At 63.8% G+C, this 26,725-nt stretch carries 29 protein-coding genes; 19 read left to right on the top strand and 10 right to left on the bottom strand.

Translation table 11 applies throughout. The features are described from left to right. Positions 1 to 22: 22 nt before the first annotated feature. Genes BMX61_RS11400 through BMX61_RS11415 form a run of 4 tightly spaced genes read right to left on the bottom strand, consistent with a single transcriptional unit; the run spans position 23 to position 2,694 of the window. Positions 23 to 1,078: an aldo/keto reductase gene (locus BMX61_RS11400; protein WP_075629708.1), complete on the bottom strand. Its 1,056-nt coding sequence runs from the start codon at positions 1,076 to 1,078 to the stop codon at positions 23 to 25. Between the two features lie 10 nt (positions 1,079 to 1,088). Beyond that, entirely contained in the window at positions 1,089 to 1,460 is a 372-nt protein-coding gene (locus tag BMX61_RS11405) for a TIGR04076 family protein (protein WP_075629707.1), read from the bottom strand. A 2-nt stretch (positions 1,461 to 1,462) separates the two neighbouring features. Next, a complete protein-coding gene (locus BMX61_RS11410; protein ID WP_075629706.1) occupies positions 1,463 to 1,954 on the bottom strand; it encodes a DUF3830 family protein in 492 nt (163 codons plus the stop codon). A gap of 23 nt (positions 1,955 to 1,977) precedes the next feature. After that, complete coding sequence (locus tag BMX61_RS11415; RefSeq protein WP_075629705.1) at positions 1,978 to 2,694, bottom strand: GntR family transcriptional regulator; 717 nt, start codon at positions 2,692 to 2,694, stop codon at positions 1,978 to 1,980. Between the two features lie 107 nt (positions 2,695 to 2,801). Here BMX61_RS11415 and BMX61_RS11420 point away from each other — a divergent pair, with 107 nt between their 5' ends. The 6 genes from BMX61_RS11420 (at position 2,802) to BMX61_RS11445 (ending at position 7,178) form a co-directional block, all read left to right on the top strand. After that, positions 2,802 to 3,587, top strand: coding sequence for an ABC transporter ATP-binding protein (locus BMX61_RS11420; protein ID WP_075629704.1), 786 nt, complete (start codon positions 2,802 to 2,804; stop codon positions 3,585 to 3,587). Next, positions 3,584 to 4,354, top strand: a complete 771-nt coding sequence (locus tag BMX61_RS11425) for an ABC transporter ATP-binding protein (protein ID WP_075629703.1) — start codon at positions 3,584 to 3,586, stop codon at positions 4,352 to 4,354. The genes BMX61_RS11420 and BMX61_RS11425 overlap by 4 nt, the downstream gene beginning before the upstream one ends. Next, complete coding sequence (locus BMX61_RS11430) at positions 4,351 to 5,259, top strand: branched-chain amino acid ABC transporter permease (RefSeq protein ID WP_075629702.1); 909 nt, start codon at positions 4,351 to 4,353, stop codon at positions 5,257 to 5,259. The genes BMX61_RS11425 and BMX61_RS11430 overlap by 4 nt, the downstream gene beginning before the upstream one ends. After that, positions 5,259 to 6,191 carry a branched-chain amino acid ABC transporter permease gene (locus BMX61_RS11435; protein WP_092742565.1) on the top strand — a complete coding sequence of 311 codons (933 nt, stop codon included), beginning with the start codon at positions 5,259 to 5,261 and terminating at the stop codon, positions 6,189 to 6,191. The genes BMX61_RS11430 and BMX61_RS11435 overlap by 1 nt, the downstream gene beginning before the upstream one ends. An 86-nt stretch (positions 6,192 to 6,277) precedes the next feature. Then, on the top strand, positions 6,278 to 6,721 hold the full coding sequence (locus tag BMX61_RS11440) for a hypothetical protein (protein WP_075629701.1): 444 nt from the start codon (positions 6,278 to 6,280) through the stop codon (positions 6,719 to 6,721). A gap of 1 nt (position 6,722) precedes the next feature. Beyond that, positions 6,723 to 7,178 carry a hypothetical protein gene (locus BMX61_RS11445; RefSeq protein WP_075629700.1) on the top strand — a complete coding sequence of 152 codons (456 nt, stop codon included), beginning with the start codon at positions 6,723 to 6,725 and terminating at the stop codon, positions 7,176 to 7,178. Positions 7,179 to 7,185: 7 nt separating this feature from the next. On the opposite strand, the gene BMX61_RS11450 is transcribed toward BMX61_RS11445, so the two are convergent. After that, positions 7,186 to 7,941 (bottom strand): tryptophan 2,3-dioxygenase family protein, encoded by a 756-nt coding sequence (locus BMX61_RS11450; RefSeq protein WP_075629699.1) that lies wholly within the window; start codon positions 7,939 to 7,941, stop codon positions 7,186 to 7,188. Between the two features lie 138 nt (positions 7,942 to 8,079). On the opposite strand from BMX61_RS11450, the gene BMX61_RS11455 reads away from it, so the two are divergent. Beyond that, positions 8,080 to 8,550 (top strand): Lrp/AsnC family transcriptional regulator, encoded by a 471-nt coding sequence (locus tag BMX61_RS11455; protein WP_075629698.1) that lies wholly within the window; start codon positions 8,080 to 8,082, stop codon positions 8,548 to 8,550. 60 nt (positions 8,551 to 8,610) lie between these two features. Here BMX61_RS11455 and BMX61_RS11460 read toward each other — a convergent pair whose 3' ends face one another. Both BMX61_RS11460 and gntR read right to left on the bottom strand, forming a co-directional pair. Then, positions 8,611 to 9,351 (bottom strand): YoaK family protein, encoded by a 741-nt coding sequence (locus BMX61_RS11460; RefSeq protein WP_075629697.1) that lies wholly within the window; start codon positions 9,349 to 9,351, stop codon positions 8,611 to 8,613. 268 nt (positions 9,352 to 9,619) lie between these two features. Further along, positions 9,620 to 10,636 (bottom strand): HTH-type transcriptional regulator GntR, encoded by a 1,017-nt coding sequence (gene gntR, locus BMX61_RS11465; protein ID WP_075629696.1) that lies wholly within the window; start codon positions 10,634 to 10,636, stop codon positions 9,620 to 9,622. A gap of 232 nt (positions 10,637 to 10,868) precedes the next feature. Here gntR and BMX61_RS11470 point away from each other — a divergent pair, with 232 nt between their 5' ends. The 8 genes from BMX61_RS11470 to BMX61_RS11505 all read left to right on the top strand — a co-directional run bounded on the left by BMX61_RS11470 (position 10,869) and on the right by BMX61_RS11505 (position 20,026). After that, a complete protein-coding gene (locus tag BMX61_RS11470; protein WP_075629695.1) occupies positions 10,869 to 11,423 on the top strand; it encodes a gluconokinase in 555 nt (184 codons plus the stop codon). 312 nt (positions 11,424 to 11,735) lie between these two features. Beyond that, entirely contained in the window at positions 11,736 to 13,061 is a 1,326-nt protein-coding gene (locus BMX61_RS11475; protein WP_234794656.1) for a GntP family permease, read from the top strand. A gap of 239 nt (positions 13,062 to 13,300) precedes the next feature. Further along, positions 13,301 to 14,308, top strand: coding sequence for a sugar ABC transporter substrate-binding protein (locus tag BMX61_RS11480; RefSeq protein WP_075629693.1), 1,008 nt, complete (start codon positions 13,301 to 13,303; stop codon positions 14,306 to 14,308). Between the two features lie 91 nt (positions 14,309 to 14,399). Then, positions 14,400 to 15,929, top strand: coding sequence for a sugar ABC transporter ATP-binding protein (locus tag BMX61_RS11485; protein ID WP_075629692.1), 1,530 nt, complete (start codon positions 14,400 to 14,402; stop codon positions 15,927 to 15,929). Then, the gene (locus BMX61_RS11490; RefSeq protein WP_075629691.1) at positions 15,919 to 16,950 is read left to right on the top strand and encodes an ABC transporter permease; all 1,032 of its coding nucleotides are present in this window, start codon (positions 15,919 to 15,921) and stop codon (positions 16,948 to 16,950) included. The genes BMX61_RS11485 and BMX61_RS11490 overlap by 11 nt, the downstream gene beginning before the upstream one ends. A gap of 4 nt (positions 16,951 to 16,954) precedes the next feature. Next, complete coding sequence (locus BMX61_RS11495) at positions 16,955 to 17,932, top strand: ABC transporter permease (protein ID WP_075629690.1); 978 nt, start codon at positions 16,955 to 16,957, stop codon at positions 17,930 to 17,932. A 45-nt stretch (positions 17,933 to 17,977) separates the two neighbouring features. Further along, positions 17,978 to 19,201 (top strand): SfnB family sulfur acquisition oxidoreductase, encoded by a 1,224-nt coding sequence (locus tag BMX61_RS11500; RefSeq protein ID WP_075629689.1) that lies wholly within the window; start codon positions 17,978 to 17,980, stop codon positions 19,199 to 19,201. A 315-nt stretch (positions 19,202 to 19,516) separates the two neighbouring features. Beyond that, the gene (locus tag BMX61_RS11505; RefSeq protein WP_075629688.1) at positions 19,517 to 20,026 is read left to right on the top strand and encodes a P-loop nucleotide/nucleoside kinase family protein; all 510 of its coding nucleotides are present in this window, start codon (positions 19,517 to 19,519) and stop codon (positions 20,024 to 20,026) included. Positions 20,027 to 20,120: 94 nt separating this feature from the next. Here BMX61_RS11505 and BMX61_RS11510 read toward each other — a convergent pair whose 3' ends face one another. Together BMX61_RS11510 and BMX61_RS11515 are read right to left on the bottom strand one after the other, a co-directional pair. Continuing rightward, the gene (locus tag BMX61_RS11510) at positions 20,121 to 21,344 is read right to left on the bottom strand and encodes an acyl-CoA dehydrogenase family protein (protein ID WP_075629687.1); all 1,224 of its coding nucleotides are present in this window, start codon (positions 21,342 to 21,344) and stop codon (positions 20,121 to 20,123) included. A gap of 146 nt (positions 21,345 to 21,490) precedes the next feature. Next, complete coding sequence (locus BMX61_RS11515) at positions 21,491 to 22,021, bottom strand: flavin reductase family protein (protein WP_075629686.1); 531 nt, start codon at positions 22,019 to 22,021, stop codon at positions 21,491 to 21,493. On the opposite strand from BMX61_RS11515, the gene BMX61_RS11520 reads away from it, so the two are divergent. From BMX61_RS11520 to BMX61_RS11535, 4 genes are all read left to right on the top strand, one after another. Continuing rightward, entirely contained in the window at positions 22,020 to 22,292 is a 273-nt protein-coding gene (locus tag BMX61_RS11520) for a hypothetical protein (protein WP_075629685.1), read from the top strand. The two genes, BMX61_RS11515 and BMX61_RS11520, sit on opposite strands and share 2 nt — an antisense overlap. A gap of 279 nt (positions 22,293 to 22,571) precedes the next feature. After that, on the top strand, positions 22,572 to 23,378 hold the full coding sequence (locus BMX61_RS11525; protein WP_075629684.1) for a phosphate/phosphite/phosphonate ABC transporter substrate-binding protein: 807 nt from the start codon (positions 22,572 to 22,574) through the stop codon (positions 23,376 to 23,378). Between the two features lie 367 nt (positions 23,379 to 23,745). Beyond that, positions 23,746 to 24,729 carry a fatty acid desaturase gene (locus BMX61_RS11530; RefSeq protein WP_083639631.1) on the top strand — a complete coding sequence of 328 codons (984 nt, stop codon included), beginning with the start codon at positions 23,746 to 23,748 and terminating at the stop codon, positions 24,727 to 24,729. A gap of 149 nt (positions 24,730 to 24,878) precedes the next feature. Beyond that, entirely contained in the window at positions 24,879 to 26,123 is a 1,245-nt protein-coding gene (locus BMX61_RS11535; protein WP_075629683.1) for a D-arabinono-1,4-lactone oxidase, read from the top strand. Between the two features lie 167 nt (positions 26,124 to 26,290). Here BMX61_RS11535 and BMX61_RS11540 read toward each other — a convergent pair. Then, positions 26,291 to 26,725 (bottom strand): chemotaxis protein CheW (locus BMX61_RS11540; protein WP_092742566.1); only part of this gene is annotated, 435 nt, incomplete at its 5' end.

Raw genomic sequence — 26,725 nt, forward strand, 5'->3', positions numbered from 1 at the left:
CCCTGTCGGCGGGCGTGATGTGTCAGTGGCGCCCATCGTTCAAATTGTAATGCATGATCGAGCCGTGACGGCCCGTGCGGTCGCGCTCCAGCGTGTAGACATCGCCTTCGAGCCCTTGGCTCACGGCGATGACGGCGTCGATTTCGGCAAGATCGTCGGCCCCAAGCGCGATTTCCATGATGCGGGCATTGGCGAGCGCATGGGTCTGGTTGCGCGCGCCGACGATGACGGCGCCGACCTGCGGCTGGCGCAGCGTCCAGGCGCTGGCAATGGTGGCGATATCGCAGCCATGGCGGTCTGCGACCCGGCGCAGTGCGCCAAGCAGGGTCTGAAACAGGTCCCAGCCGCCGAAATCGTCGATGACAAGCTTGTATTTGACGAGCGAGCGGTTTTCGAGCGGCATTTCCGGCTGGGTAACGCCGAGCCATTTGTCGCTGAGGAAGCCGCCGGCGACCGAGCCGTAGCAGAGGAAGGTCAAGCCCTTCTCGGCGGCGAGCTGCGCCAGATGGCGGCTCGGTCGCTGGTCGAGCACCGAATATTGCAGCTGCTGGCTTACCAGCGGAATGCCGGCCTTCAGGATCTCGGCAATGTGCGGCGTGTCGAAATTGGTTGTGCCGACATGGCGGACCTTGCCTTCGCGCCGCAGCTCGTCCAGCCAGGACAGCGCGTCGAGATAGCCCGGCAAAGCATAGTCCCACCAATGGAACTGGACGAGATCCAGCCTGTCGGTCTTCAGCCGGACGAGCGATTGGTCGACGATGCCGGCAATATAGGCGCGGCTGATGGTGGCGAGCTTGTCGAGATCGGGCACCAGCTTGGTGTGCACCTTCATGCCAGCCGCCACCTCCGCCCCGCGCGTCTTGTGCAGACGCTCGCGTGCCTGGCCGATCAGGTCCTCGACGCCGGTATAGATGTCGGCGCAGTCATAGGTGGTGATGCCCGCATCGAAAGCGGCAATCAGATCGTCGACCGCCTGCGTCCGGTCGATCGCACCATGGCCACCGGCCAGCTGCCAGCCGCCGCGAATGACGCGGGAGATGCGATAGCCGGGGGCGAGGGTAAAGCTCTTGTCGGTCATGTCACTCTCTTCAGGGCGCGTCTGTCGATGCAGCATCCGAGGATGCCAAAGGCACTGCCGTGGTCGCCGCATGGCTGAAACGGCGTTTGCCGAGCCGAACGATTTTCAGCCGGCTGGCGCAGTTCGGATCGGGGCAGGCGATCTCGGCATCCGAGGTCATCCAGTCGTTGCGATGGGTTTCGCGCTGCTTGGCGGCGAGCAGCGGCAGCACGGCGGCGATGGAATAGATGGAGAAGCCCTGGCCGGGTGGCAGGCGTAGCATCTCGCCCTGCAGCTCGAAATGATCGCCGGGCTTGGCCCCGCAATAGATCGGCTTGCCCTCCGGGATCACGGCTTCGACGCGTAGGTCATAGAGTTCGAAAAAATCGTCATGTTCCGCCATGCTCAAGCATCCTTGCGGGCAAAGGTCACCTCGCAGGCGCCGCTGCGGCGGATGGCGTTGCAGGCGGCGGCGAGCGCCGGAAGGTCGGCTGCGGCCACCTGCGCCACCACGCTACCGGCAAGCCAGCCGATGGGAAACAGCATGCGTGCGCCCGGCCCATAGAACAGGCCGATATCGAAGATCGGGTCCGGATTGCCGCCCCACATGCGCGCAGGCACATAGGCGAGTACGATATCGCCAGGCTGCGGGTTCAGCGTCGCGTTCTCGGGCGGCAGCGGCTTGGCATAATCGGCACCGGCAAGGTGTGCGGCGGGAACCGGACAGGAAATTTCCGGGCCCGTCCACATGGCATGCAGGCCCGGCACCACCCGAGGGCTTTCGAGATAGGACCAGAGGAAGGCGGCATTTTCGGGCGCCTTGCCGTCCAGCAGCGGGGCGGCCAGATCGAGGCCGGAGCGGGGCTCGCGGATGGTGATGATGCGGGGTGCGGTCAAGCGTCCTGTCCTTCCTATGGGTCTTATGCCGCCGTCAGGCGTTGGCGCAGCGTCGTGAAGGGCCGGCTGATATCGGCGATCAGCGCCGCACGGGCGCGCCCGGCATCGCCAGCTTCCAGCGCTTCGACGATCGTGCGGTGATAATGGGTGGTGTCGGCCTCGCCGGTGGCGCTAAAGGCAAGCGCGGCCGCACGAATACAGGGGCCGGACTGCAGCCACAGGCTCTCGATCACCGGCATCAGCACAGCCGAGCCGCAATGACGGTAGATCTCGAAATGGAAACGATGGTTGAGCGTCATTTCCCGGTCGAAATCCTCGCGCTCGGCTTGGTCGCGTACGCTGTCCCATTCGCTGAGAATGGCCCGGATTGCGGCAGTGCCCCGCGCTTCGATACGCTCGGCCGCCAGCGCAATGGCCTCGCCCTCGATCATGGCCCGGGCGCGCAGCAGGTCATCCAGCCGCGCCAGCGTCACAGGCGGCACGCGCACCGACCGGTTGGGCAAGGCTTCCAACGCGTTTTCGCTGACCAGACGGCCGATCGCCTCGCGAACCGGCATGGTGGACGTCTGCAATTGATCGGCGAGCGCGCGGATCGTCAGCACGGTGCCGGGCTCGATCAGCCCCGACACCAGCGCGCGGCGCAGTTCGCCATAAACGCGGTCCTGCACGGTTTCGCGCTCGACAGGCACGAAAACCGGGCCTTCCTCGACACTCTCGCGTGGGGCTGCGACAAATTCCATCTTTGGCGATCTTTCCTCTTGCGGGATGATTTAAGCCTCAATAATTTGATCAAAGCAAGTGTGATCACAGATCAAAAAATAAAAATAAGCTTCGAGGGGTTTCGAGCATGACCACAGCCGATGCGGGCCCGCCGCCCGTGCTCAGCGTGCGCCAGGTGTCCAAGCGTTACGGCGGACTGACGGCTGTCGACGCCATGTCGTTCGAGGTGAGGCCGGGGGAGATCTTAGGCCTGATCGGCCCGAACGGTGCGGGAAAGACGACCATGTTCGACCTGGTCGCCGGCAGCGTGGCTCCGAGCTCCGGGCAGATCCTGATCGGCAAGGATGACGTCTCGCGCGAATCCGCCCATCGCCGGATCGGCCGCGGGCTGGCCCGGACCTTCCAGATCCCAAAGCCGTTTCCCGAACTCTCCCTGCTGGAAAATGTGCTGCTGGCGCGGCAGGGCCAGGCCGGAGAGCAGCTCTTCGCCAATTTCCTGATGCCAGGCCGAGTACGGGCGCAGGAGGCGGCGGCGCGCGAGAAGGCCATGGAGCTTCTCGATTTCGTGCTGTTGAAGCGGCTGGCGCATGAGCCTGCGCGGGTGCTCTCCGGCGGCCAGCGCAAGCTTCTGGAACTCGCACGCGTGATGATGGCGGAGCCGGCGATCATTCTTCTGGACGAACCGGCGGCCGGTGTGAATGCCAGCCTGCTCGAGGTGATCATCGACCGTATCCGCGCCATCAACGAGACCGGCGTCACCTTCCTCCTGATCGAGCACAATATCGATATGGTCAGCCGCCTCTGCCACCGCGTGCTGGTGATGGCGAGCGGACAATTGCTCTGCGAAGGCACACCCGACGCCGTCAGCCAGGATCCGCGCGTGATTGAGGCCTATCTCGGAGGCGCGGCATGACCAGGACCGTTTTGAGCGTGACCGATCTCGTCGCCGGCTATGAGCCCGGCGTGCCGATCGTGCGCGGCGCAAGCCTGACGGTGCGCGAGGGCGAAATCGTCGTGGTGCTCGGCCCCAATGGGGCGGGCAAGTCGAGTTTCATCAAGGCGATCGCCGGGCTTGTGCCGATTTTTTCCGGGACGGTGATGCTGGATGACGAGGAGATCACCAAGGTGCCCGCCCATCAGTTGGTGCGCCGGGGCCTCGCCTTCGTGCCGCAGACGGAAAACATCTTTCCGCTGATGAGCGTGGAGGACAATCTGAAGGTGGCGGGCGGCATGCTCGACCGGCGTGATATGACCGGCCGGATCGAAGAGATGTATGGGCTTTTCCCCGATCTCAGGGACAAGCGCCGCATTGCCGCCGGCAATCTTTCCGGCGGGCAGCGGCAGATGGTGGCTGTCGCCCGCGCCCTGATGGTGCGGCCCAAGCTCCTGGTGCTGGACGAGCCGTCCGCCGGCCTCTCGCCGAAATTCGTTTCCATGGTCTTCCACATGCTAGCCGATATCCGCAAGGCCGGCGTGACCATTCTCCTCGTGGAGCAGAATGCGAAAGCGGCGCTGGCCATCGGCGACCGGGCCTGCGTGCTGGTCGAAGGGCGCAATGCGCATGAGGGCAGGGCGGATGCATTGTGGGACGATCCCGTGGTGGCCGAGCTCTATCTTGGCCGCCGCCATGCGGCCGGACCATCCGCATCTGACAAGCCCATGCCGGAGGCCCAGCCATGAATCCGCAATTTCTCATCGATGGCTTGCTCACCGGCTCGATGATCGGGCTCGGCGCCATCGGCGTTACGCTGACCTATTCGATCCTGCGCTTTTCCAATTTCGCCCATGGCGATCTCATGGCCTGGGGCACCTATGCGACGCTCCTGATCGTCGGCGCCATCACCGCGCTGTTCGGCAAGGTCGCGCCCTTTTCGCCGCTGTCCTTCGGCTGGCCGCTGATGCTCGCGCTCGCGCTCGCCATGGTGGTGACGGGCGGACTGGCGCTGCTGCTCGACCGCATCCTTTTTTCCCGCCTGCGCGCCAAGGGGCAGATGATCATCGTCGTCATGGCCAGTTTCGGCGCCTCCATGGCGCTGCGCAACATGCTGGAATTTCTCTTCACCTCGCGGCCTGCCTATTTCAGCCGCGCGATCCAGATTGCCATGCCTGTCGGCTTCGGCCTGCGCATTACGCCCGACCAGATCGCGCTTCTCATCCTGACCGCCGTTCTGGTCACCTTAGTGCATCTGATCATGACGCGGAGCCGCATCGGGCGGGAAATGCGGGCCGTCAGCCAGAACCCGGCGCTCGCGCGCGTCGCCGGCATCGATGTCGCGCGCGTGGTGCGCTTCACCTGGCTGATCGGGGGGGCTTTGGCCTGTGTGGCCGGCGTGATGATCGGCGTGCTCGTGCAGATCCGCCCGCTGATGGGCTTCGACATGCTGCTGCCGATCTTCGCGGCCGCCATTCTCGGCGGCATCGGCTCCGTGCCGGGGGCGGTGCTCGGCGGGCTGATCATCGGCCTCAGCGAGGCGGCGGCGGTGCAGATCGTCGGCGCGGAATGGCGCGCGGCCGTGGCCTTCCTCATTCTCATGGCGGTGCTCTTCATCCGGCCGATCGGCCTCTTCGGCGTGAAGGAACGATAATGGAACTCCTGTCTTACGCGGCTTTCTTCCTGACCACGGCGCTGGTTTTCGCGTTGATCACGCTGGGGCTGAACCTGCAATGGGGGCTCACCGGCCTGTTCAATGTCGGCGTCGCCGGCTTCGTCGCGGTCGGCGCTTATGTTTCGGCCATTCTGACGACGCCGGACGATGCCGCGCGCATTGGCGGTTTTGCCCTGCCGCTGCCGCTTGGCTGGCTGGCGGCCATGCTGGCTGCCGGCCTTGTCGCGGCCATTGTCGGCGTGGCGACCCTTCGGCTGAAATCCGACTATCTGGCGATTACCACCTTCGGCGTGGCCGTCGTGGTGCAGCTCGTGGCGCTCAACGCTCAGGGCCTGACCGGGGGCCCTTTCGGCATCGGCTTCATTCCGCGTCCCTTCGCTACGCTGGCCGAGACGCCGTTGATCTTCAACCTCGCCAATCTCGCCGTGGTCGCGCTCGTCACATTGCTGGTCTATCTGGCGCTGGAGCATCTGGCGAAGAGCCCCTGGGGCCGGGTGCTCAAGGCCCTGCGCGAGGATGAACGTGCGGCGATTTCGCTGGGCAAAAGCGCCCGCTTCTACCGTGTGCAGGCCTTCGCGCTCGGTGGAGCGGTCATGGGGCTGGCTGGCGCGGTTCAGGCGCATTTCATCGGCTTCATCGCCCCGGAAAACTATCTGCCGACGCTGACCTTCCAGGTCTGGACCATGCTGATCGTCGGCGGCTCCGGCTCCAATCGCGGTGCCGTGCTCGGTTCCATTCTGGTCTGGGCCATCTGGGTCGGCTCCGGCACCTTCGTCGCTGCCTTCGTGCCCACCGATCAGCAAGCCCGCGCCGCGGCCCTGCAGATTGTCGCCATCGGCGTCATGCTCTGCCTCATCCTCCTGCTCCGCCCCTCTGGCCTGCTCCGGGCGCGGGTGCCGCGGGAGGGATGAGTGTCTCGCCATTCGCTTGTGCTTGCGCTATCATGAGCAAATGCTGAACATGACCACGACTGGTGGCGACTGACATGAGGACGGCCATGAACGACTATGTCGATGTTCTGGAAGATTGGCATCCAGCGCCTGTCGCTCGGGAGCGCGTCGAAGCGCAGACGCAAGCATGGCTGAGCGCTGTCGATGCCTTGTTCGCGCAGATCAGCGCTTGGGCAAGGGGTCATGGCTGGCACGTTGATCCCGACGGAAGCACAATGCTGGACGAGGAAATGATGCAGGCGGCCGCCGTCGAGGCGACGGCTCAGCCGGTTCTGCGCATAGAGAAAGATGGCCTTTTTGCATTGTTCAAGCCGAAGAGCCCTTGGGTGATCGGCGCGCGGGGCCGTATCGACCTCTACACGTCCGCGAACGTGTTCCTGCTTCTTGATCTCGGCCCACAGGACGGGGACGCCGAGTGGCATCTGCTGCATCCAACCAAACAGGACCGTGGCGTTCCCTTCACGCCGGAGCTGATTGGCACTCTGGTGTAGCATGCGGCATTTGCCCGAACTTGAAGCCGGATATGATTGGTTCTTCAATCAATATAGGATTGAGGCTGAGCGCTGCACCAGTCGAGGCGATGTTGAAGGCATTGAGAGACTGGATGCAAAAAGGGATGTCTTGGAACGCAGCATCTTGGTGCTGATGTTCGGACAGTTCGAACAGGCGGTGAACAGGACGTTCGAGGCGGCGCTCGAGAGCCGCCTCAGCAATCCCGACTGGCGCCATCGACGCGGATGGGACATTTCAGCTCTGAGAGGACGTAAAGTTGCCTTCGAGACGAAGCTTGCTCTCGTTCTCGACAGCCGGCATCCCGCCTTCTCCGAGATCATGAGGACCTATGCCATCCGCAATCATTGCGCTCACGGCGGCATGAGCCAAGCTATTGGTTCGATTGGTGCTCTGCTTGCCAATCTTTACAGCTGGAGAGTCCTTTTAACGCACTGAGTTCTGTTTAAGTGCTCTCGCTTTCCTGCGTCTTGCTGATCGATTCACGCACGACCCCATAGGTGCTGCCCCAGCGGTCGGTCATGTCGCAGCGGATGTCCCAGAGTTCCGGGAAGAAGCGGTGGCGGGCGCCGGCCTGGAGGAGGTCGACGGGGCGGCCCTTCAGTGAGCGCGAGCCCAACCCGATCGAGCGGTGGATCAGATAGACGTGATGGGCGCGGAATTTCTGAAACAGCTCGTCATATTCGATCAGCGCTTCGGCCACGACATAGCTATCGCCATGATCATAGCTGTTGTCATAGATATCGGCCACCGTCAGGCCGGGACGATCGAGATAATGCGTCTTGAAGCTCTGCCAGATGTCGCCGGGCATCCGTAGCAGCAGTTTGAAGCCCGGTGATTCCTGCCCCGATCCATTGCCGAGCTGAAGACGGATTTCCTGATATTCGCGCGGAGACATGGTTTCCAGCAGGCTGAGCTGGCTGGTCATCATCCGCATGAGCTGGTGCACGCGCCCCATCAGCGTCACGACCCGGTGGGTGTGCCGCTGCTCCATATGGTCCATGACCTCCACCAGCGTATAGGCCATGAGCTTCATCCAGAGCTCTTCCACTTGGTGGACGATCTGGAACTGCAGTTCATCGGCGTTCGCCATATCGGCAAGCGGCTTCTGACAGGCCAGCAGTCTATCGACCTGCAGATAGACGCCGTAGTCCAGCATGACAGGCGTCTCGATCTTCTCGTGATAGGGCGTCTTGTCCATCGCGCGGTCCCCTTTTTGATCAAAGAATTTGGTGGGATGCAGTCTAACGCAGCAGTGCGCGAACATTGTTTTCGATCGATAGGTGACATGCGTATTTCGGAGTATGATGTCATCTTGATCCGCTCAAAGGGAGAACGAATGCCCATAGATCAGCTTGACCGAAAGATCATCCGACTTCTGGAGGGTGATGCGCGCATGTCCTTTGCCGAACTGGCGGAGGCTGTCGGCCTGTCGAAAACGCCTTGCTGGAAGAGGGTGAAGGCGCTGGAGGAAGCAGGACTGATCACCGGCTATCGCACGCTGATCGACGCGGCGGCGCTCGGCTTCGGATTGGAGGCCTTCGTGCAGGTGAGCCTGCAGCCGGAAACCTCGGACGCTTTCGAGGCGGCCGTGCGTCGACATCCGCTGATCCGCCGCTGTCATGCCACCACCGGCGAGGCGGACTATCTTCTGGAGATCATGGCTGTCAGCATGAGCCAGCTGGACGCGTTGCTTCGCCAGGAGATTTCACGCCTGCCTGGCGTGCGCCGAACGGTGACGTCGATGATGACGCGTGCCATCAAACGCGACACCTCCATGGCGGAAGCCTGCCTGCACGCCGCTATCTAGAACAGGCCGCAAATGCTCCGGCCTGTCGCCCGCGCGAGCGGCGAGAGGTCAATGTCGGGCTCACTCTCGGCGCGACCCCGTCGATCTTGCATGACGGTGCGCGCGGTACAGCGTCGAGAGCGACAGGGCAAGCAGCAGTGCTGCGGCCACAAGCATCAGGATGCCGCCGGCGGATTCATAAACCAGCACGCCGAAAAAGCCGCCGACGAGGAAGGCGAGGATGGTGTAAACATGCAGCCGGAGCTTGGACATGTTGTCCGCCGGGTCTCCCATCCCCTCCTTGCCGCGCAGGATATCCATGGCCACGCCGAGTTCGATGCCGATATCCGTGGCCATGCCGGAGACATGGGTGGTCCGCACGCGGGCATCGGAGATCCGCGTCACCGTGGCATTCTGCAGACCCATCAAAAAGGCGAGACCGAGAACGAGCAGGGTGGCGCGCGAAGGTGCGGTCATCAGCAGATCGGCCAAGCCAAGTGGCAGGAGCAGCAGCGCCTCGGCCAGGATGCAATAGGCATAGATGCCGTTGATGCCCCGCCGCCGGCCGACATTGATGATCAGCGAGGAGACGGTTGCGCCGAGGATAAAGGTGGCCACAATCGCCAGATAGAACAGGCTGGCGGCCATATGGCCCGTTGCAAGCTTGTCGGAGAGCGCGGAAACATTCCCGGTCATGTTGGCAGCAAAGAAGCCGACGGCGTAGAAGGCGGCACCGTTCAAGGCGCCCGCGACGCCGGCCAGGCAGCAGGCAAGATGCACATTGATTCGCTCGTTGCGTGATGCGCCTTGATGGATCAGCATGAGCCGCGACCTTCGATGCGCAAAGCGGGCCGCGGTTTTTCCGATCCGGCCAGCACGGCCGGATGCTGGCGACAGGGCGCCGTCCGGCTCCTTAAGACATATGGCGCGAAATAGCGCGGCATGGTGTTCAGCTCGTCAGTGATTTCGCGGTGCCGCGTTTCGTCCTTCGCAGACTTATGACAGCGCGCCTTTCGGAAGGCCGCCAGCTATCGGCGCAGGATGGGACAATCGGCTTACCTCAGCCTTGCCATGCAGGAAAAACAAAGGGTCAACTGCTGTCGCGTACGATCAGCTCGAAGCCGAGATCGAGCCTTGTATCGGCCGGTTTCTCTCCCTCGATCAGGGCAAGCAGGCGCAAGGCCGCGCAGCGGCCGATCTCGGCACGCGGCGTGCGCACGGAGGTCAGCCGTGGCAGGATCTGGTCAGCCCCCGGCAGATCGTTGAAGCCGACAAAGGCGATGGTCTCAGGCACACGCACACCCTGTCGCAGCGCCTCGAACGAGGCACCAAAGGCAAGGTCGTCATTGCAGAAGAAGATCGCGTCGATGCCGGGATCGGTTTGGCGCAGCGCGCTGAACTGTGCTGCGCCAAGGGCGATGGAGGAGGGCTCTGGCGTCATGATCTCAAGAGCCGGCGGAAAGCCAGCCTCGACAAGCGCCCGCTGAAACCCATCGCGGCGCTGAAGCAAGCGCCGGTCGAGCTGCGCGCCGAAGAATGCAAAGTGTCTGCGGCCGCGCTCGATCAGGTGGCGGGCGACCGCCGCACCAGCCGCTTCCTGCGAGAAGCCGACCGAGGCGACGTCGGCTGTCTCCGCCAGCTCCATCATGTGGATGCGCGGCAGGCCGCAATCGGCCAAGAGCCGCGCCGAGACCTCGCTTTGCCCAAAGCCCGTGACGAGAATGCCGCAGGGCTGATAGGCGAGATAGTTGCGGATCAGCCGCTCCTCCTCGGCCTGATCGTAATGATAGTGACCCATCAGCGCTTCGAAGCCACGCGCGCTCAGCACCTGCTCGATCATTTCGAACATCTCGATGAAGAGCTGGTTGGTCAAAGCCGGGATCAGCACCATCACAGAGCGGCTGCGGGCCGAGGCCAGCGTGCGCGCCGCCGGATTGGGCACATAGCCGAGCAATTTCGCGGCTTTCCGTACGCGTTCCACCAGGTCCGGATCGACACTCGGGACGGCCCGGAGCGCCCTTGAGGCCGTGATCGGCGAGACACCCGCCTTCGCCGCGACTTCCGCCAGGGTCGGCAGACCCGTGCCTCTGCTTCGCATTTTCGCCATGACATTGCCTCCCACCTTGCACAACGTAGCACAACCTCGTAAGACAGCGCTATCTCGCATGTTGGAGCTGTGCGAGGATTTGGAGGCGCCGAGATTGGCCTAAGCAAGGTCCAAGCTGGTTGTCCGGACCTCAAGCGGCAAGCCGCCCATTGCCCGCTTGCCAGCGAGGACTGGCAGCGGCGATCTTTTTGACGAGGCTGAGACAGCGCTGTCTCAGATTAAGGAGGAGGAGATGACGATGCCAGCTTTGGTGGTGATGGGCGTGGCCGGCTGCGGCAAGAGCAGTGTTGCGCAAGCCATTGCGGACGCAATCGGCGGCACGCTGATCGAGGGCGACGCCTATCACTCGGACGACAATGTCGCGAAGATGAGCGCTGGCGAGCCGCTGACCGATGAGGATCGGGCGGGCTGGCTCGCGCGGCTTGCCGCTTTGCTTGCCGAGGACATTGCGCACGGCCGTGTTCCGGTCCTGGCCTGTTCGGCGCTGAAGGCACGCTACCGAGATGTGCTGCGCGGCGGCGCACAGGGCCTTGGCTTCGTCTTTCTGGATCTCACCCGTGAAGCCGCAGCCGCCCGCGTGGCGGCGCGGCCGCATCACTTCATGCCTGCAAGTCTGATCGACAGCCAGTTTGCTGCGCTTGAGCGTCCGTCGGATGAAGCTTGTGTGTTCACCGCCGATGCGACGCTGCCCATTGCCGACATTGCCGCGCAGGCCGTGCGCTGGATGCAGCAGATGCCCGGTTGGCCGACACAGTCGGCCGACATGCCGAAAGCTTTGAGCGCCTGACCTGCAAGGATCTCGGTGCGTCGTGACGGACGCGCCGTAACACCTGTCCGGCAAGAATCCACCTGTGGCCGGAAGACAGTCGCGTCTTAAACCGCATCGGATGCTTCATCACCATAAGCGGACGCTCAGCGCGTGCCTGCCTGACTAGCAAGGCGAGGGCTTCGATCGTGTCAGGCAGCCTGCGCACTCCGGTCTCGTTTGTCACCGTGCCGCGCTTTCGACTTTGATCTTCCGGGAGGCTGGCCCAGTTCTCCCCTTCATCGAGTTTCACCCAGGGAGGGTTCCATGCTCGGAATATCGCGGGAGGCATATTTGCTTCTCGATGCGGCCGTGACCATTGTCGGCCTCATTCTTCTCATCACCCGTTTCAAGGTGCATCCCTTCATTGCGCTGACCGTGGCCGCGGGCTTTCTCGGCCTGACCTCGGGCATGGCGACGGAAACGGTGATGAAATCCTTCCAGACCGGCTTTGGCGATGTGCTCGGCTTTGTCGGCATCGTCTTGGGCCTCGGCACCATGCTGGGCAAGCTGATGGCGGAGTCAGGCGGCGCGGACCAGATCGCCCAGACGCTGATCCGCACCTTCGGACGCGAGCGTGTCCACTGGGCGATGATGCTGGCGGCGTTCCTCGTCGGCCTGCCGCTGTTCTTCGAGATCGGTTTCGTCCTTCTCGTGCCGCTGGTCTATATCGTCGCACGCCGCTCCGGCGTCTCGCTGGTCAAAGTCGGCGTGCCGCTTCTCGCCGGTCTTTCGGTCGTGCATGCGCTGGTGCCGCCGCATCCGGGCCCGCTGCTGGCCATCAGCGTCTTCGGCGCCGATATCGGCAAGACGATCTTCTACGGCTTGATCGTCGGCCTGCCGACGGCGGCCATTGCCGGCCCGATCTTCGCGTCCTTGATCTCCAAGCATATTCCCGGCACCGCCTCTCCCGAACTGATGCGCCAGTTCGTGCGTGAGGACGAGGCCGAACACCTTCCGAGCTTCGCCTCCACCATGGGCACGATTCTGCTGCCTGTCTTCCTGATGCTGCTAAAGGCGCTGGCGGATATTTCCCTGCCGGATCACCACTCCATTCGCGTCTGGATGGATCTGATCGGCCATCCGATCACCGCGCTGCTGCTGGCGCTGCTTCTCGGCTTCTACACCTTCGGCACCGCCGTCGGCATGACCAAGGATCGGATGCTTGGCCTTTTGAACGACAGCCTGACGCCCGTCGCCTCCATCATCCTGATCGTCGGTGCCGGCGGCGGCTTCAAGCAGATGCTGATCGCCAGCGGCGTCGGCGACATCATCGGCAAGATGGCGGTGCAGGCGCAGCTTTCGCCGATCGTTCTCGCCTGGCTGGTGGCCGCCGTTATCCGCATCGCCACCGGCTCCGCCACGGTTGCGACCATCACGGGCGCCGGCATCGTCGTGCCCGTGGTCTCGCTCGTGCCCGGCGTCAATCGCGAGCTGCTGGTGCTCGCCACCGGGGCCGGCTCGGTGATCTTCAGCCATGTGAACGATGCCGGCTTCTGGCTGGTGAAGCAATATTTCAACATGACGGTCGCCGAAACCTTCAAGACCTGGACCGCACTCGAAACGATCATCTCCGTCGTCGGCCTGGGCCTCATCCTGCTGCTCGGGACCGTCGTCTGAAAGCACGCGGTATCACGGCCGCGGGACGACATAATCTGGCCCGCGCGCCTGTCGCGCGGGCCAGTGCGCGTTCAAGGCAGGCGTCGCGATTGCCTGACGCTCTGATGCGCCGGTTCCAAAAGCTCTTTGGTTTTTGGATTGCGCTTCCTCCAAAACCTCTGGAAAGGAAAATCCCTTTCTCGCTCCGCTCTATATCTATTGAAAATATAGATAATGTGGTTGAACCCTTGGAGGCGAGAATGAGCGGGACGACGATCGGTGGCTGGTTTCAGCGGCGCGACATTTTGAAATGGTCGGCGGCGGCCGGCGTGGCCGCGGCGGGCACGACGCTGCTCTCCGGCACCATGGCCTTCGCCGAGGAGGGCTCGCTCAAAGGCAAGCGCATCGGCATCAGCACCGCCGGCACCGATCATTTCTTCGATCTCCAGGCCTATAATGCCCAGATCGACGAGGTGAAGCGCCTGGGCGGCGAGCCGATCGCGGTGGATGCCGGCCGCAATGACGGCAAGCTGGTGGCGCAGCTGCAGACGCTGATCGCCCAGAAGCCCGACGCGATCGTGCAGTTGCTCGGCACGGTTTCGGTCATTGACCCCTGGCTGAAGAAGGCGCACGATGCGGGGATCCCTGTGCTGACCATCGATGTCGGCTCCAGCCATTCGCTGAACAATTCCACCTCGGACAATTGGGGCATCGGCAAGGATCTGGCGCTGCAGCTCGTGTCCGATATCGGCGGCGAAGGCAATATCGTTGTCTTCAACGGCTTTTACGGCGTCACCCCCTGCGCCATCCGCTATGACCAGCTGGTCAATGTCGTCAAATACTATCCGAAGGTGAAGATCCTGCAGCCCGAACTGCGCGATGTCATCCCCAACACCGTGCAGGATGCCTTCTCCCAGATCACCGCCATTCTCAACAAATATCCCGAGAAGGGCTCGATCAAGGCCATCTGGTCGGCCTGGGACGTGCCACAGCTCGGCGCCACGCAGGCGCTCGTCGCTGCCGGCCGGACAGAAATCAAGACCTATGGCGTCGATGGTAGCCCGGAAGTGCTGCAGCTAGTGGCCGATGCCAACTCGCCGGCCGCAGCCGATGTGGCGCAGCAGCCGGCCGAACTCGGCCGCACCGCCATCCGCAACGTCGCCAAGCTGCTCGCCGGCCAGACCTTGCCGCGTGAAAGCTACGTGCCCGCGCTGATCGCCAACAAGGCCAATGTCGGCGAGGTCACGAAGAAGCTCGGCATCGGCTGATCCTCCCCAGGCCGATGCGTCAAGACCGCGGTGGCCTCAGCGTGAAGCGCGCCCGCCGCGGTCCATTATTCCACTCTTCCGGCGACCTCTCATGATCCAGCAATCGACCCAGCCCATTATCCATTTCCAGGGGATCGAGAAAAGTTTCGGCGGCGCCAAGGCGCTTTCGGATGTGTCGCTGACTGTGCATCGGGGCACGGTTCATGGCCTCGTCGGCCAGAATGGCGCGGGAAAATCCACCCTAATCAAGCTTCTGGCGGGGCTGCATCGCCCTGACGCCGGCCAAGTCGAGATCGACGGCGAGGCCTACGATCATTTGACGCCGCATCTGGTGGAAAGCCTCGGCATTCACTTCATCCATCAAGACCGGCTGCTGGTGCCGAGCTTCACGGTGGGCGAAGCGCTGTTTCTAGGGCGCGAGCCGCGCATCCCCGGCACGCCGTTTCTCGACCGCCGCCAGATGCAGCGTCGCGCACAGGAGGTGCTGCAGCGCTATTTCGGGCTGAGCCTGCCCAATTCGGCGCTGATCAGCCAGCTCTCCACGGCCGAGAAGCAGATCGTCCAGATTACACGCGCGCTGCTCGACCGCCCAAAAATCCTGGTGTTCGACGAGCCGACGGCGGCTCTGGTCAAGCGCGAGGCCGATTTGCTCTTCACGCTGATCCGCCGCTTGCGCGATGAGGGCATCACCATTCTCTATATTTCCCATTATCTGCAGGAGATCGAGGCGCTCTGCGACGTCGTCACGGTTTTGCGCAATGGCCGCCACGTGGCGACGAAGCCGATTGCCGAAACCTCGGCGGCCGAAATCGCCGGGCTGATGGTCAATCGCGATATTGGCGACCTCTTTCCGATCCGGGAAAAGAGCCCGGGTGCGGCGCTGCTTACAGTCGAAGGGCTGAGCGCGACGGGACGTTATCGCAATGTCGGCTTTACCCTCTACCGGGGCGAGGTGCTGGGCCTGACCGGTCTCCTCGGCTCGGGCGCCAAGGATGTGCTGCGCACGCTGTTTGGTCTGGAGACGGCGGAGGAGGGCACTGTCACCGTCGCGGAGCAGGCGCCGTGGCGGGCAAGCCCGGTGCAGGCGGCGCGCCGCAAGCTTGCGCTTGTGCCGGAGGATCGTCGCCGCCACGGCGTGGCGCTGGATCTTTCCGTCAGCGAAAACACCACACTGGCTAGCCTCCCGCGCTTCACCCGCCTGGGCCTGGTCGACCGGGCGAGCGAGGCGGCCGAGGCGGACCGGCTGATCACCCGCCTGCAGATCAAGACGGCGGGACGCGAAGCGCTCCTGCGCACGCTGTCCGGCGGTAACCAGCAGAAGGTGGCGATCGCCAAGTGGCTGAGCCGGCACTCCGATATCTATCTGCTGGATGAGCCCACGGTGGGCGTCGACATCGCCGCCAAGGTGGAGATCTATGCCCTGATTGCCGAACTGGCGGAAAAGGGGGCCGGCATCATCGTTCTCTCTTCCGACCTGCCGGAACTGATCGGGTTGACCGACCGCATTCTCATCTTCTTCCGGGGCGAGATCGCGCGCGAGGTGGTGTCGGACACCATCACCGAAGACGCGCTGCTGGCCGAAGTGACCGGATCCTCGGAGGCCACCCGCTATGTTGGTTGATACCGCCCTTCTCGTTCCCGCATCGGCGCGGGCGGACACGCCGTCTCCCCAAAAGACCACGGTCTCGCAGGGCTTGGCAGGCATCGCCCTGCGCGGCGGCGCGCTCGCTGTTTTCGTAACGGTGTTCGTCCTCTTTGCGTTTGCGTCGCCGATCTTCCTGACGCCCTTCAATCTCGGAAACATTCTCGCGCAGTCGGCGATTTCAGGCGTTCTGGCCATCGGCCTGACGGTGGTGATCATCGCCGGCGGTGGCAATGTCGTCAGCGGCGGCATCGATCTGTCGCTTGCCGCGAATATGGGCCTGAGCGCTGCCGTCTATGCGGCGCTGTCGCAGGCTGGGCAGGTCGATGGCGTCGCGGTCCTCGCGGCTCTTGGCACAGGCCTTGCCATTGGCGCGGTCAATGCGCTTGCCGTGACCTGGGCGCGCATCGTGCCGCTGCTTGCGACGCTGGCGGTGATGAACGTCGTCGGCGGGCTGGAACTGGTTCTGACCCAGAATACGGTCATCCCCGCCATCACCCCGCTTCTGGAAAGCTTGTCCGGCTCCGGGCCCTTCGGCATCCCCGCTCTGGCTTATGTCCTGCTCGGCTTCGCGCTGATCACCGCGGTCGTGGTGCAGGCCACGCCTCTGGGACTGCGGCTCTATGCCGTCGGCGAATTTCCCGAGGCCGCGCGCGCGTCCGGCTTGGCGCTGAAGCGGTTCATCGCCGGTTCCTTCCTGTTCAGCGGGCTTTCCGGCGGTATCGCCGGCATTCTCTCGGCCGCCTATCTCTCGGGCTCGACCACAGGGGCCGGCGAATTGCTGCTGCCGGTCGTCGTCACCGCGCTGCTCGGCCAGGTCTTCTCCCGCCGCCTGGTGCCGACGATCACCGGCACGCTGCTCTCGGCGCTGTTCGTCGGCGTCCTGATCAATGGCTTTCAGCTGCTCAACCTGTCTAGCACGCTGGTCAGCGGCATTCAGGGGCTTTTGATCCTGCTTGTCGTCTCCGCCACCACGCTGCTGCGCCCGAAGGAGGGCTGATCCGATGAGCGCCGTTCCCGCCCTTGGCGCCGAGCGCCGGCTGGTTGAGGCCGCCAGCCGACTGGCCTTGCCGGTTGCGCTTGTGGCCGTCTTCCTGTTGTTTTCCGCGCTTGCGCCCGGTTTTCTCGCTGCCGCCAATCTGCAGAGCGTGCTGGTCAATAATTTCACGCTGCTGTCGATCGTCGCCGTGGCCATGACCTTTGCCGTTTCGGCCGGCGGCATCGATCTCTCGGTCGGCACTGCGGTGGATTTTGCCAGTTTCGCCTTCGTCTCGCTGGTGCTGGCCGGCCAGCCCGTGCCGCTGGCGCTTGCCGCGGGTCTGGGCGGCGGCGCTGTTGTCGGCCTGTTCAATGCCGTGCTGATCGCCGGCATCGGCATCTCGCCCTTCCTGGCCACGCTCGGCACGCTGTTTATCGGCCGCAGCGTGCAGCAGCTTTTGACCAATGGCGGGAATCCCGTCTATCTGCCGCCGGCCGGCGTGCCGGAGAGCTTTCACCTGCTCGGTCGCGGCAGCCTTGCCGGCCTGCCCGTGCCGCTTCTGATCGCCGCGCTGGTGATCGCGCTCGCCGCCGTGATCCTCGCCCGCAGCCGGTTCGGACGCGTGGTGACGGCGGTCGGCATCGAGGCGGAGGTCGTGCGCTATTCCGGCCTCCCGCTCAAGGCGCATCTGGCGGCCACCTATGTGCTGGTTGCGCTGATCGCGGCTGTGGCCGGCCTGGTGCTGACCTCGACGGTAACAGTCTATATTCCCAATTCCGGCAATGCCTTCCTGCTCAACGCCATCGGCGCCGCCTTCATCGGCACGACGCTGCATCGCCACGGCCGGCCAAACATCGCCGGCACGGTGCTCGGGGTTCTGCTCTTGAGCTTGGTGGCCAATGGTCTCTTGATGAGCGGGCTGAATTTCTACTGGCAGCAGGTGGGCACGGGCCTGCTGATCTTCACCGTGTTGGCGCTGAGCTTCGCCAGCCGGAAGGTTTGACCTGCCCGCCCGACCAACACAAGACACGATACAGGGAGACACTTCATGTCGCAGGCCACTTCCCCGATCAGCCGCGCGCAACAGGCACCAAAGTCTGCGCGCATCGAAAGCGCCGAGCAGGCGCTGGCCACCGCCCGCACGCTCGCCGCCCGCTTCGCCGAAGGTGCGGCCCGGCGTGACCGCGACCGCATCCTGCCCTATGGGGAACTGGACGAACTCGCCGCCTCCGGCTTGCTCGCCATTTCCGTGCCCAAGGCCTATGGCGGCATCGGCGTGTCCAATGCGGTTCTGGGCGAGGTGATCGCCATCCTCGCGGAAGCCGATGGATCGATCGGTCAGATCCCGCAGAACCATTTCTACATTCTCGAAGCCCTGCGGCATGATGGCAGCGAGGAGCAGAAGCGCTTCTATTTCGAGCGCGCGCTGGCCGGCGATCGCTTCGGCAATGCGCTATCCGAAACCGGTACCAAGACGGTCGGCCATTACAACACGCGGATCACGGCCGATAACGAAGGCTTTCGCATCAATGGCCGCAAATCCTATTCCACCGGTGTCCTGTTTGCCGATTGGATCGTCGTCTTCGCAAAGGATGAAAGCGACGCCCTGACCATGTCCTTCCTGCCGCGCGGCACCGAGGGCATCGAGATCCTCGACGACTGGGACGGCTTCGGCCAGCGTACCACCGGCAGCGGCACGACGGTCCTCACCAATGTGCCCGTACCGGCCAGCGCCGTGGTGCGCCATCACAAGGGCTTCGAGCGGCCGGGAACGATCGGCGCTGTCGGCCAGATCCTCCATGCCGGCATCGACCTCGGCATCGCACGGGCTGCTTTCGCCGAGACGGTCAGCTTCGTGCGCACCCGCTCGCGTCCCTGGACCAATAGCGGCGTGGACAAGGCATCGGACGATCCCTTGACGGTGTCCCGCGTCGGTCAGCTGGCAATCCGCCTGGAAGCGGCCGGCGCGGTTCTCGCCGCCGCCGGCCTGAAGGTGGACCGCGCCCAAGCGGAGACGACGGAGGAAAACACCGTCGCCGCCTCGCTCAGTGTGGCCGCGGCAAAGGTGCTGACCACCGAAATCGCCCTGGAGGCCACCAATACCCTGTTCGAACTGGCCGGCACTGCCGCGACCCGCGAAGGGCTGAACCTCGACCGCCATTGGCGCAACGCCCGTACCCATACGGTGCACGATCCCGTGCGCTGGAAATATCATGTGGTCGGCAATTACCACCTGAACGACACGCCACCGCCCCGCAGCGGCGCGTTTTAAGCGCGGGGGGCGCTGATCAGGATCGAGCGAGCGCATGGGAGGTCGCCGTCGCGACGCGGAAGGGGCACGCGCCTCCGCGCCGCGATGGTATATTTGGCAGCCTTGACCGGAGCCCGTCGAGGATTGCATCTTCGTGGCTCCCGATCATCGTTGAAACGAACTGGACCATGGCACGCCGTGACGCGAAGCCGTTGAAGATCAGCAATCTGCCTTGCGGCCTTGATCCCGGCAGCTGCGGCTCCAGGCCTGTTGAGACGTTTCGGGCGTTCTGTGGACAGGCACACATAAGGCGCGCTTAAGCCATACGGTAAACGCATGCTAATCATTCTGGGCGGACTGCCGGGGTCGGGGAAAAGCACGATCGCGCATTCTTTGGCGCGCAAGACCGGCGCCTGCTATCTGCGCCTCGACACGGTGGAGCAGGCGATCAGGGCTGCCAGGCCGCCAGAGAGTAACGATGTCGGCCCAGAGGGATATATGGCGCTCTACGCGCTCGCATCGGACAATCTGCAGCTCGGGCAAAATGTCATAGTCGACTCGGTCAACGCGATCGAGGTGACGCGCAGCGCATTTCGGCGCGTTGCAACGGACGTCGGCAAGGGCTTTGTTGAAATCGAGATCATCTGCTCGGACGCCGCCACGCATCGCCAGCGCGCCGCAACGCGCATGCCCGTTTCTGACGGCCACCGCCTTCCGACCTGGGAGGAGATCCAGACCCGACGGTTTGAACGATGGTCTCCGGATCTTCGCCTGGATAGCTACGTCCTGTCTGTCGAAGAAAGCGTGAGCGAGATCATCAACCTGTTGAACGCACGGAAGGAATGATGGGGCCTCAAACGCGTCGCTCTCGTGAACGCCACGCCTCTCTTGAGCTCGGCAAGGGCCTTGGTCGCCTTCCACCTCCCTGGCTGGCGACGTCTCAGCTATAGAGGCTGACCTCGGGAATGCGGTTGTTCAGCGCGAAATCGCCGAGCTCGCGTGCCTTGTAGAACACCGGATCATGCAGGGTATGGGTGCGCACATTGCGCCAGTAGCGATCGAAACGGTGACGGCCCGCTGTGGCGCGAGCGCCCATGACCTCGAAGATCCGCGCTGTGACGTCCAGCGACACATGGGTGGCGTTGACCTTGGACTCATAGGCGGCAATTGCCGCTTCGCCCCGTTCTCGTGCCGTGACGTTCGGACGCACCAGCGCGGTCTGGACGCCAAGGGCCGCTTGATCCGCCAAGGCGGCGGCCGCCCTCAGGCTAGCGCGAAATTCGCCGATCCGTTCGAGAATGTAGGGATCCTCGGCTGCACGCTCGACGCCGGAGGTCAGCCAAGGGCGGGTGGTGGTGCGGACATAGTCGATGGCCGTCGCCAGCGCACCCTCGGCCGTGCCAAGATAGAAGTTGGCAAAGACCAGCTGGATCAAAGGTGTGTTGAAGGTCGGCTTCACGGGTGAGGGCACGTCGGCCGCCGTGGGTGCGAAGAGGAAATCGCTCTCGCTGACGGGAAAATCGCGAAATTCGACACTGCCAGAATCGGAGAGCCGCTGGCCGATATTGTCCCAATCATCATGCGCGATATAGCCTTCGCGATCCGTTGGCACGGCGAACTGGGCAATTTTGTCGCCGATAGCGGCGCTGACATTGATCCAGTCGGACAACCGCGCTGCTGTGGAAAAGGTCTTTCGACCGTTGAGGACGTAATGGTCACCACGCGGGGTGAGCGTCAGCCCCGGGTCGCGCGGATTGACGGCGGCGCCCCAGTAGAGGCTGCGCGAGACCGTGTCCTGCGCCAGCCGATGGGCCTTTTCACGATCCTCCGTTGCCCAGACCACATACTGGCTGTTGACGTAGTGATAGCCGAGCAATTGTCCGATCGAGCTTTCACCACGCGCCAGGATGCGCGTCAGCGTCAGCCCATCGACCCAATCCAGCCCGCCGCCGCCGATTTCGGACGGGTGAAGCGCATTGAGCAGACCCGAAGCCTTGAGCTCTGTGATTTCGGAAAAGGGCGGCTGACCGTCGCGGTCAAGCTCGGCGCCGCGCTTGGCAAGATCGGCCGAAATGGCTTCCGCGCGGGCGAAGAGCTGGTCGCGCTCCAGGCCGGGCAGAGAGCGAGCTGGTTCGGGCGTACGCAGGGCGTGCAGAGCGGTCATGGCGGAAGCTTTCCAGAAAGGCGGAAACGATCGGATGAATGGACTGCCGCGCAGGCAGTACTCAGGCCTCGTCCGGCCATATGGGCAACGGCCGAGCCAAGATGCCAAAAGGAGGCGCGAGCGATGAAGCCGGTCGCGGCGCGAGGTTAGGGCTGAAAGCTGCCATAGTGGCCCTGGCGATAGAGCAGCGGTGCGCCGCCCTTTACCGATACAGCCAGAACGCGGCCGATCAGGATGGCATGGCTGTGGCGCTCGATCACCTCTTCGACTTCACAGTCGATGGCCGCCAGCGCATCGGTCAACACCGGTGCGCCGCTGGCCAGCGTCGTCCATTGCGCGCCTTCATAGCGTTGCGCACCCTTCAATCCGCCCTTGCCGGCAAATCGATCGGAAATGTCCTGCTGATCCTCGCTGAGGATATTGACGCAGAAATGTCCGTGACGGGCGATGACGGGCCAGGAAGAGGAGCTGCGATTGATGTTGACGATCATCGTCGCGGGCTCCACCGACAGCGCCGTTGCGGAGGTCACCGTGGCGCCCGTGCGGTCTTCCCGCCCGGCCGTCACCACGGAGACCGTGGCCGCCACCTGCCGCATCGCGGCCTTCAGCGCTTCCGCATGGTCGGCCACGGGGGGCAGAGGCTCGGCGGGAAAGAAGAGCGGAGTAGCGAGCGTCATGGACTGTCCTTCCAGGGAGCTGGCCAAGGGGCTGGCCGAAGGGGACCGGGATTGCACGGCCTCGCGCATCGAAATCTGTGTGCTCCAGCGGGATATGCGGTTTCCGGATGTCCGGCGCAAGGACGTGGCTGGGCTCAGGTCGCGATCGCTCATGGGCGCTTTCTCCGATCAGATGAACGACAGCCTAATATCCATAAAAACTCTAGACAAAGAAGAACATGGTGGCCTGTGCCGCTTCAGGGGAATGTTCTTCCAAATTCCGGGCATTTGACGCAACGCGCGTCGGGCCGAAGCGCAGCGTATCGCTTACGCTACTCCTGTCCTTGCGCTGCGCGGAGGCCAAACATGCCCCTACCGGCCGTCCCGCACGACCTCGGCAGAGAGCGCCAGCCGACGACTTGTCTTGCAGCAGGGCACCATAGCATCATACGTGCAGCTGCGACGACCTTGGCCAGCCTCAGGCGCCTATCGTGGCGGTTTTGTCTTGTGCATCTCGTTGCACGCCCCGCTGTGCCCTCGTCCAAAGCCTCGTCTTCGATCTGGAGCCCTCATGCCGCTTGCGAGTCTCGCCATGTATGTCAGTCCTCCACCGGTGGCGCGGGCAACGGCCGCCTTCTGGCACGCCTTGTCCGCCCGCCTTCGTCAGGCCGGGCTGGACGCGCCGGAGCATATGGACGAGAGCCTGCGCTATGATCAGGCCTGGCTGCATCCGGACTTGCTGTTTGCCCAGACCTGCGGCTATCCCTATGTCAGGTATCTGCGTGGCAAGGTGCAGCTTGTGGGGACGCCGATCTATACTCTGCCGGGCTGTGACGGACCGCTGATGTGCAGCTTCATCATCGTCCAGGCGGAAGGGCCGATCCGCACCGTCAGCGATCTCAGGGATCGACGCGCGGCGATCAACGAACGCGGCAGCAATTCCGGCTATAATCTGTTCCGCGCTTTCCTGGCGCCGCATGCCGGCGGCAATCCCTTCTTCAGCGCGGTGCTCGAAACCGGCGGCCATCGCGCGAGCATCGATGCCGTGGCAAGCGGCCAGGCCGATGTCGCGGCGATCGATTGTGTAACCTTCGGCCATATCAAACGCTTCGAACCCGAGCGGGTGGCAAGCCTGCGCATCCTGGCTGAAACGGCGAAAGGCCCCGGCCTGCCCTTCATCACGGCCTCCACGACATCGCAGGAGCGGCTCGCGCAGCTGCGGCAAACTCTGAGCGAGACGATATCGGACCCGAGCTTGGCGCCGGTTTGCAAGGTGTTGTCGCTGAGCGGCATCGCCCGGCTCGACGATCGCGATTATGAGGCACTGGCGGAGATGGACAAGCAGGCCGCGCGGCTCGGCTATCCGGCAATTGTCTGATGTGCCGGCGCGAAAGCGCGCGCGATAGTCGATCAAAAGAGTAGACAAATATTTCTGCCCTTTCGATGCTTTGGCGAAGGAATTTTCTCCTTCGCTAAGGTCCGCGCCAAGCCATCCGGCGCGGCGCAAGCTTGCTCATCTCTATATTAGCGCATGTCGTGCAGGCGTGCGCAGCAGCCTTGGGCGATATGCGACAAAGCTGGGCTCCAAACGTGCGGAGCCGCTTGAACGAGCGCGACTGGCCTTGGCTGAAGGCCGCGCCTCTCATGTCGTTCGATCCCTCGCACTGTCCGATCCGCCGACCGCCATGCACAGATCCGACTTTTCACAGCAGACGAAGTCCGATGAGCTTTTACCTGTTGCCAGCATGCTTGCCGGCATCGGCCGTATCGAGTGGCAGACCGTCGGACTGGCGGCTGTCATCTATGGCGGCTTTCTGGCCGTCACCTGGTTCTGGCAGTCTCTGCCGCTCGCGCTCGTGCCGATGCTGGGTGCCTGGCTGATCGCATGGCACAGTTCGCTTCAGCATGAGGTGCTGCACGGCCATCCAACGCGCCATCGCCGTATCAACGATGCCATCGGCTGGCCGCCCCTGTCTCTTTGGCTGCCCTATGCCATCTATCGCGAAGGGCATTTGATCCACCATCGCGACGAACATCTGACCGATCCGATCGAAGATCCCGAATCAGCCTATTTCACCCGCGCTGCCTGGGATGCCATGGGCAGCTTCGGCCGCAGACTGGCGGCGTGGAACACCACCTTGCTCGGACGCCTGACGCTGGGTCCGGCGGTTATGATCGCGAATTTTCTCGCTCAGGAAGCCCATGCGATCTGGACCGGCGATCGCCAGCGGTTGCGCATCTGGCTCGTTCATCTCATGGGCTGCGCGGTGGTGCTCGCCTGGGTCACGCATGTCTGCGGCATGCCGCTCTGGCTCTTTCTTTTCGGCTTTGTCTATGCCGGTGCGGCACTGAGCCGGTTGCGGTCGTTTGCCGAGCACCGCTATGCCGACCATCACGACGAACGCACGGCCATTGTCGAAACCCGCTCGCCGCTCGGCCTTCTCTTTCTCTACAACAATCTCCACGTGCTCCATCACAAGCGCCCGGCCGTGCCGTGGTATCGCATCCCCGGGCTATACAACCGCCATCGGGATGCTCTGATGCGGCTGAATGGCGGGCTCGTCTATCAAGGCTATCTCGACGTCGCGCGCCGCTTCCTGCTCAAGCCGCATGACGACCCGCTTCATCCTCACCATCACCACGAGCCGCAATTGCCCAGCCAAGCCCCGCTGCCCGTGGAGGAGCTGGTGGAGCTGGCGCCGAGAAAGGTGGCCGGCGGACGGGGATAAGCTGGGCCCTGCGACGTCAGCGCGGATCCGGTTTTCAAATGCGCCGTCCCGGTCCATAGTCCGTCGGACATTTGGGGGCGGGACGCGGCGTCCCGTGGCACAGGCGGCGGCTTTGCCTCGAAAGGGCACCGCCGTGGATCGGGGAAAGAATGAAGACGATTCCGCAGTATAATTGGTCCGGCAGCTTCCATTACGGCTTTCGAGACTGGCACGTTCCGGCCTCGATAGAGGCGCTGCAGGAGCTGGTGGCAAAAGCGCCGCGCATCAAGGTGCTGGGCTCGCGCCATTCCTTCAACGGCATTGCCGATGGCGAAGTCGGGCTGTCGCTCAGCGCCCTGCCGCTTGATCTGGAGGTTGCGGCCGATGGCCGGAGCGTGACCATCGCCGCCCATGCCACCTATGGCCAGTTGGCCCAGCTTCTCGCTGAAAAGGGGCTGGCACTGCACAATCTCGCCTCGCTGCCGCACATCTCGATCGCCGGTGCCATCGCAACCGCCACACATGGGTCGGGTCGCCGGCAGGGCAATCTGGCCACGGCGGTCGCCGGACTGGAGATCCTGCAGGCCGATGGGCAACTGCTGCGCTTCCGGCGCGGTGAGCCGGATTTCGAGGGCGCCGTGGTCCATCTCGGCGCGCTCGGCATTCTCACGCGGGTGACGCTCGAAACCGAACCGGCCTATTCCGTCGCCCAGTCTGTCTATGAAGGGCTGTCCTGGCAGCGGATCTTCAGCGATTTCGACGCCATCATGGACACAGGCTACAGCGTCAGCATCTTCACCGATTGGGACGATCTGGGTGGCCGGATCTGGGTGAAGCGTCGGGTCCCGGCCGGGGATTTTCCCGACGAGATCGCCGGCGCGCGGCGCGTGCAGGGTAAGCGCCATGTGTTGACCGGGCTCGATCCGGCCAACACCACCGAGCAGGAAGGCCTGCCCGGCCTCTGGTCAGACCGGCTGCCGCATTTCAAGATGGGATTCTTGCCGAGCAGCGGCGAGGAGATCCAGTCCGAATTCCACATCCCTCGCCAGCATGGCGTTGCCGCCATCGAGGCGCTCGCGGGCATCAGAGCCGAGTTCGCGCATCTCGCTTATACCAGCGAGTTTCGAACCGTTGCCGCCGACCTACTCTGGCTCAGTCCGCAGTTCGAACAGGATACCGTCTCGATCCATTTCACCTGGCATCGGCGGCCACAGGAGGTTGCCGAGGCGGTGCGCCGGGTGGAGGCGGCTCTCTCCCCATTCGTCCCGCGCCCGCATTGGGGCAAGGTCTTTACCGAGGGTCGGTTTGAGGCACTCTATCCGAAACTGCCGGCGTTCCGCGCCTTGCGCGAGAGGCTGGACCCGCAGGGCAAGTTCTTCAATGCCTGGCTGGAGCGGCATATCCTCGATGCGTGAGCCGCCGGGCGTTCACGCGCGGCACATTGGAGCCTGACGCCATTGCTGTGGCGCAGGGGGCGGCATGGTCCAAAATGGAACGGGGGAGAGCCGGTCTGGCTCTCCCCCGATGTCGATGCTTCTGTCCGCAATCCTGCGGGCGGGTTCAGATGGCGCTTCGGATCCTCTCAGGCAACCGCGCGCTGCGGCGCGGCGGCGGCGGTGATGGCGGGGGCGCTGTCTGAGAAGAGGCGGGCGAGATCGATGATGATGACGAAATCGCTCGGCCGGCGCACGACGCCGCGGATGTAATCGCAGTTCCAGGCGGCGCCGATGTCGGGCGCCGTCTCGATGGCATCGTGACGGAAGGGCGTGACCTCGAAGACCTTGTCGGCGACGAGGCCCAGCGCCAGCATCTTGTCGGCGATGGGGATGTCGAGCACGAGGATGCGGGTGTGGGCGGTGCGCACGGTCTTGTCCATGCCGAGCCGGACGCGCAGATCGATGATCGGCACGCCCTGGCCGCGCACGTCACGCAGGCCGAGCAGATGCGGCGGCCCATGGGGAATGCGCGAGGGGTCCTCATAATCGAGGATTTCACGCACGACCCCGACCGGCACGGC

The sequence above is a fragment of the Xaviernesmea oryzae genome (assembly GCF_900109605.1).
Lineage (GTDB): Bacteria > Pseudomonadota > Alphaproteobacteria > Rhizobiales > Rhizobiaceae > Xaviernesmea > Xaviernesmea oryzae.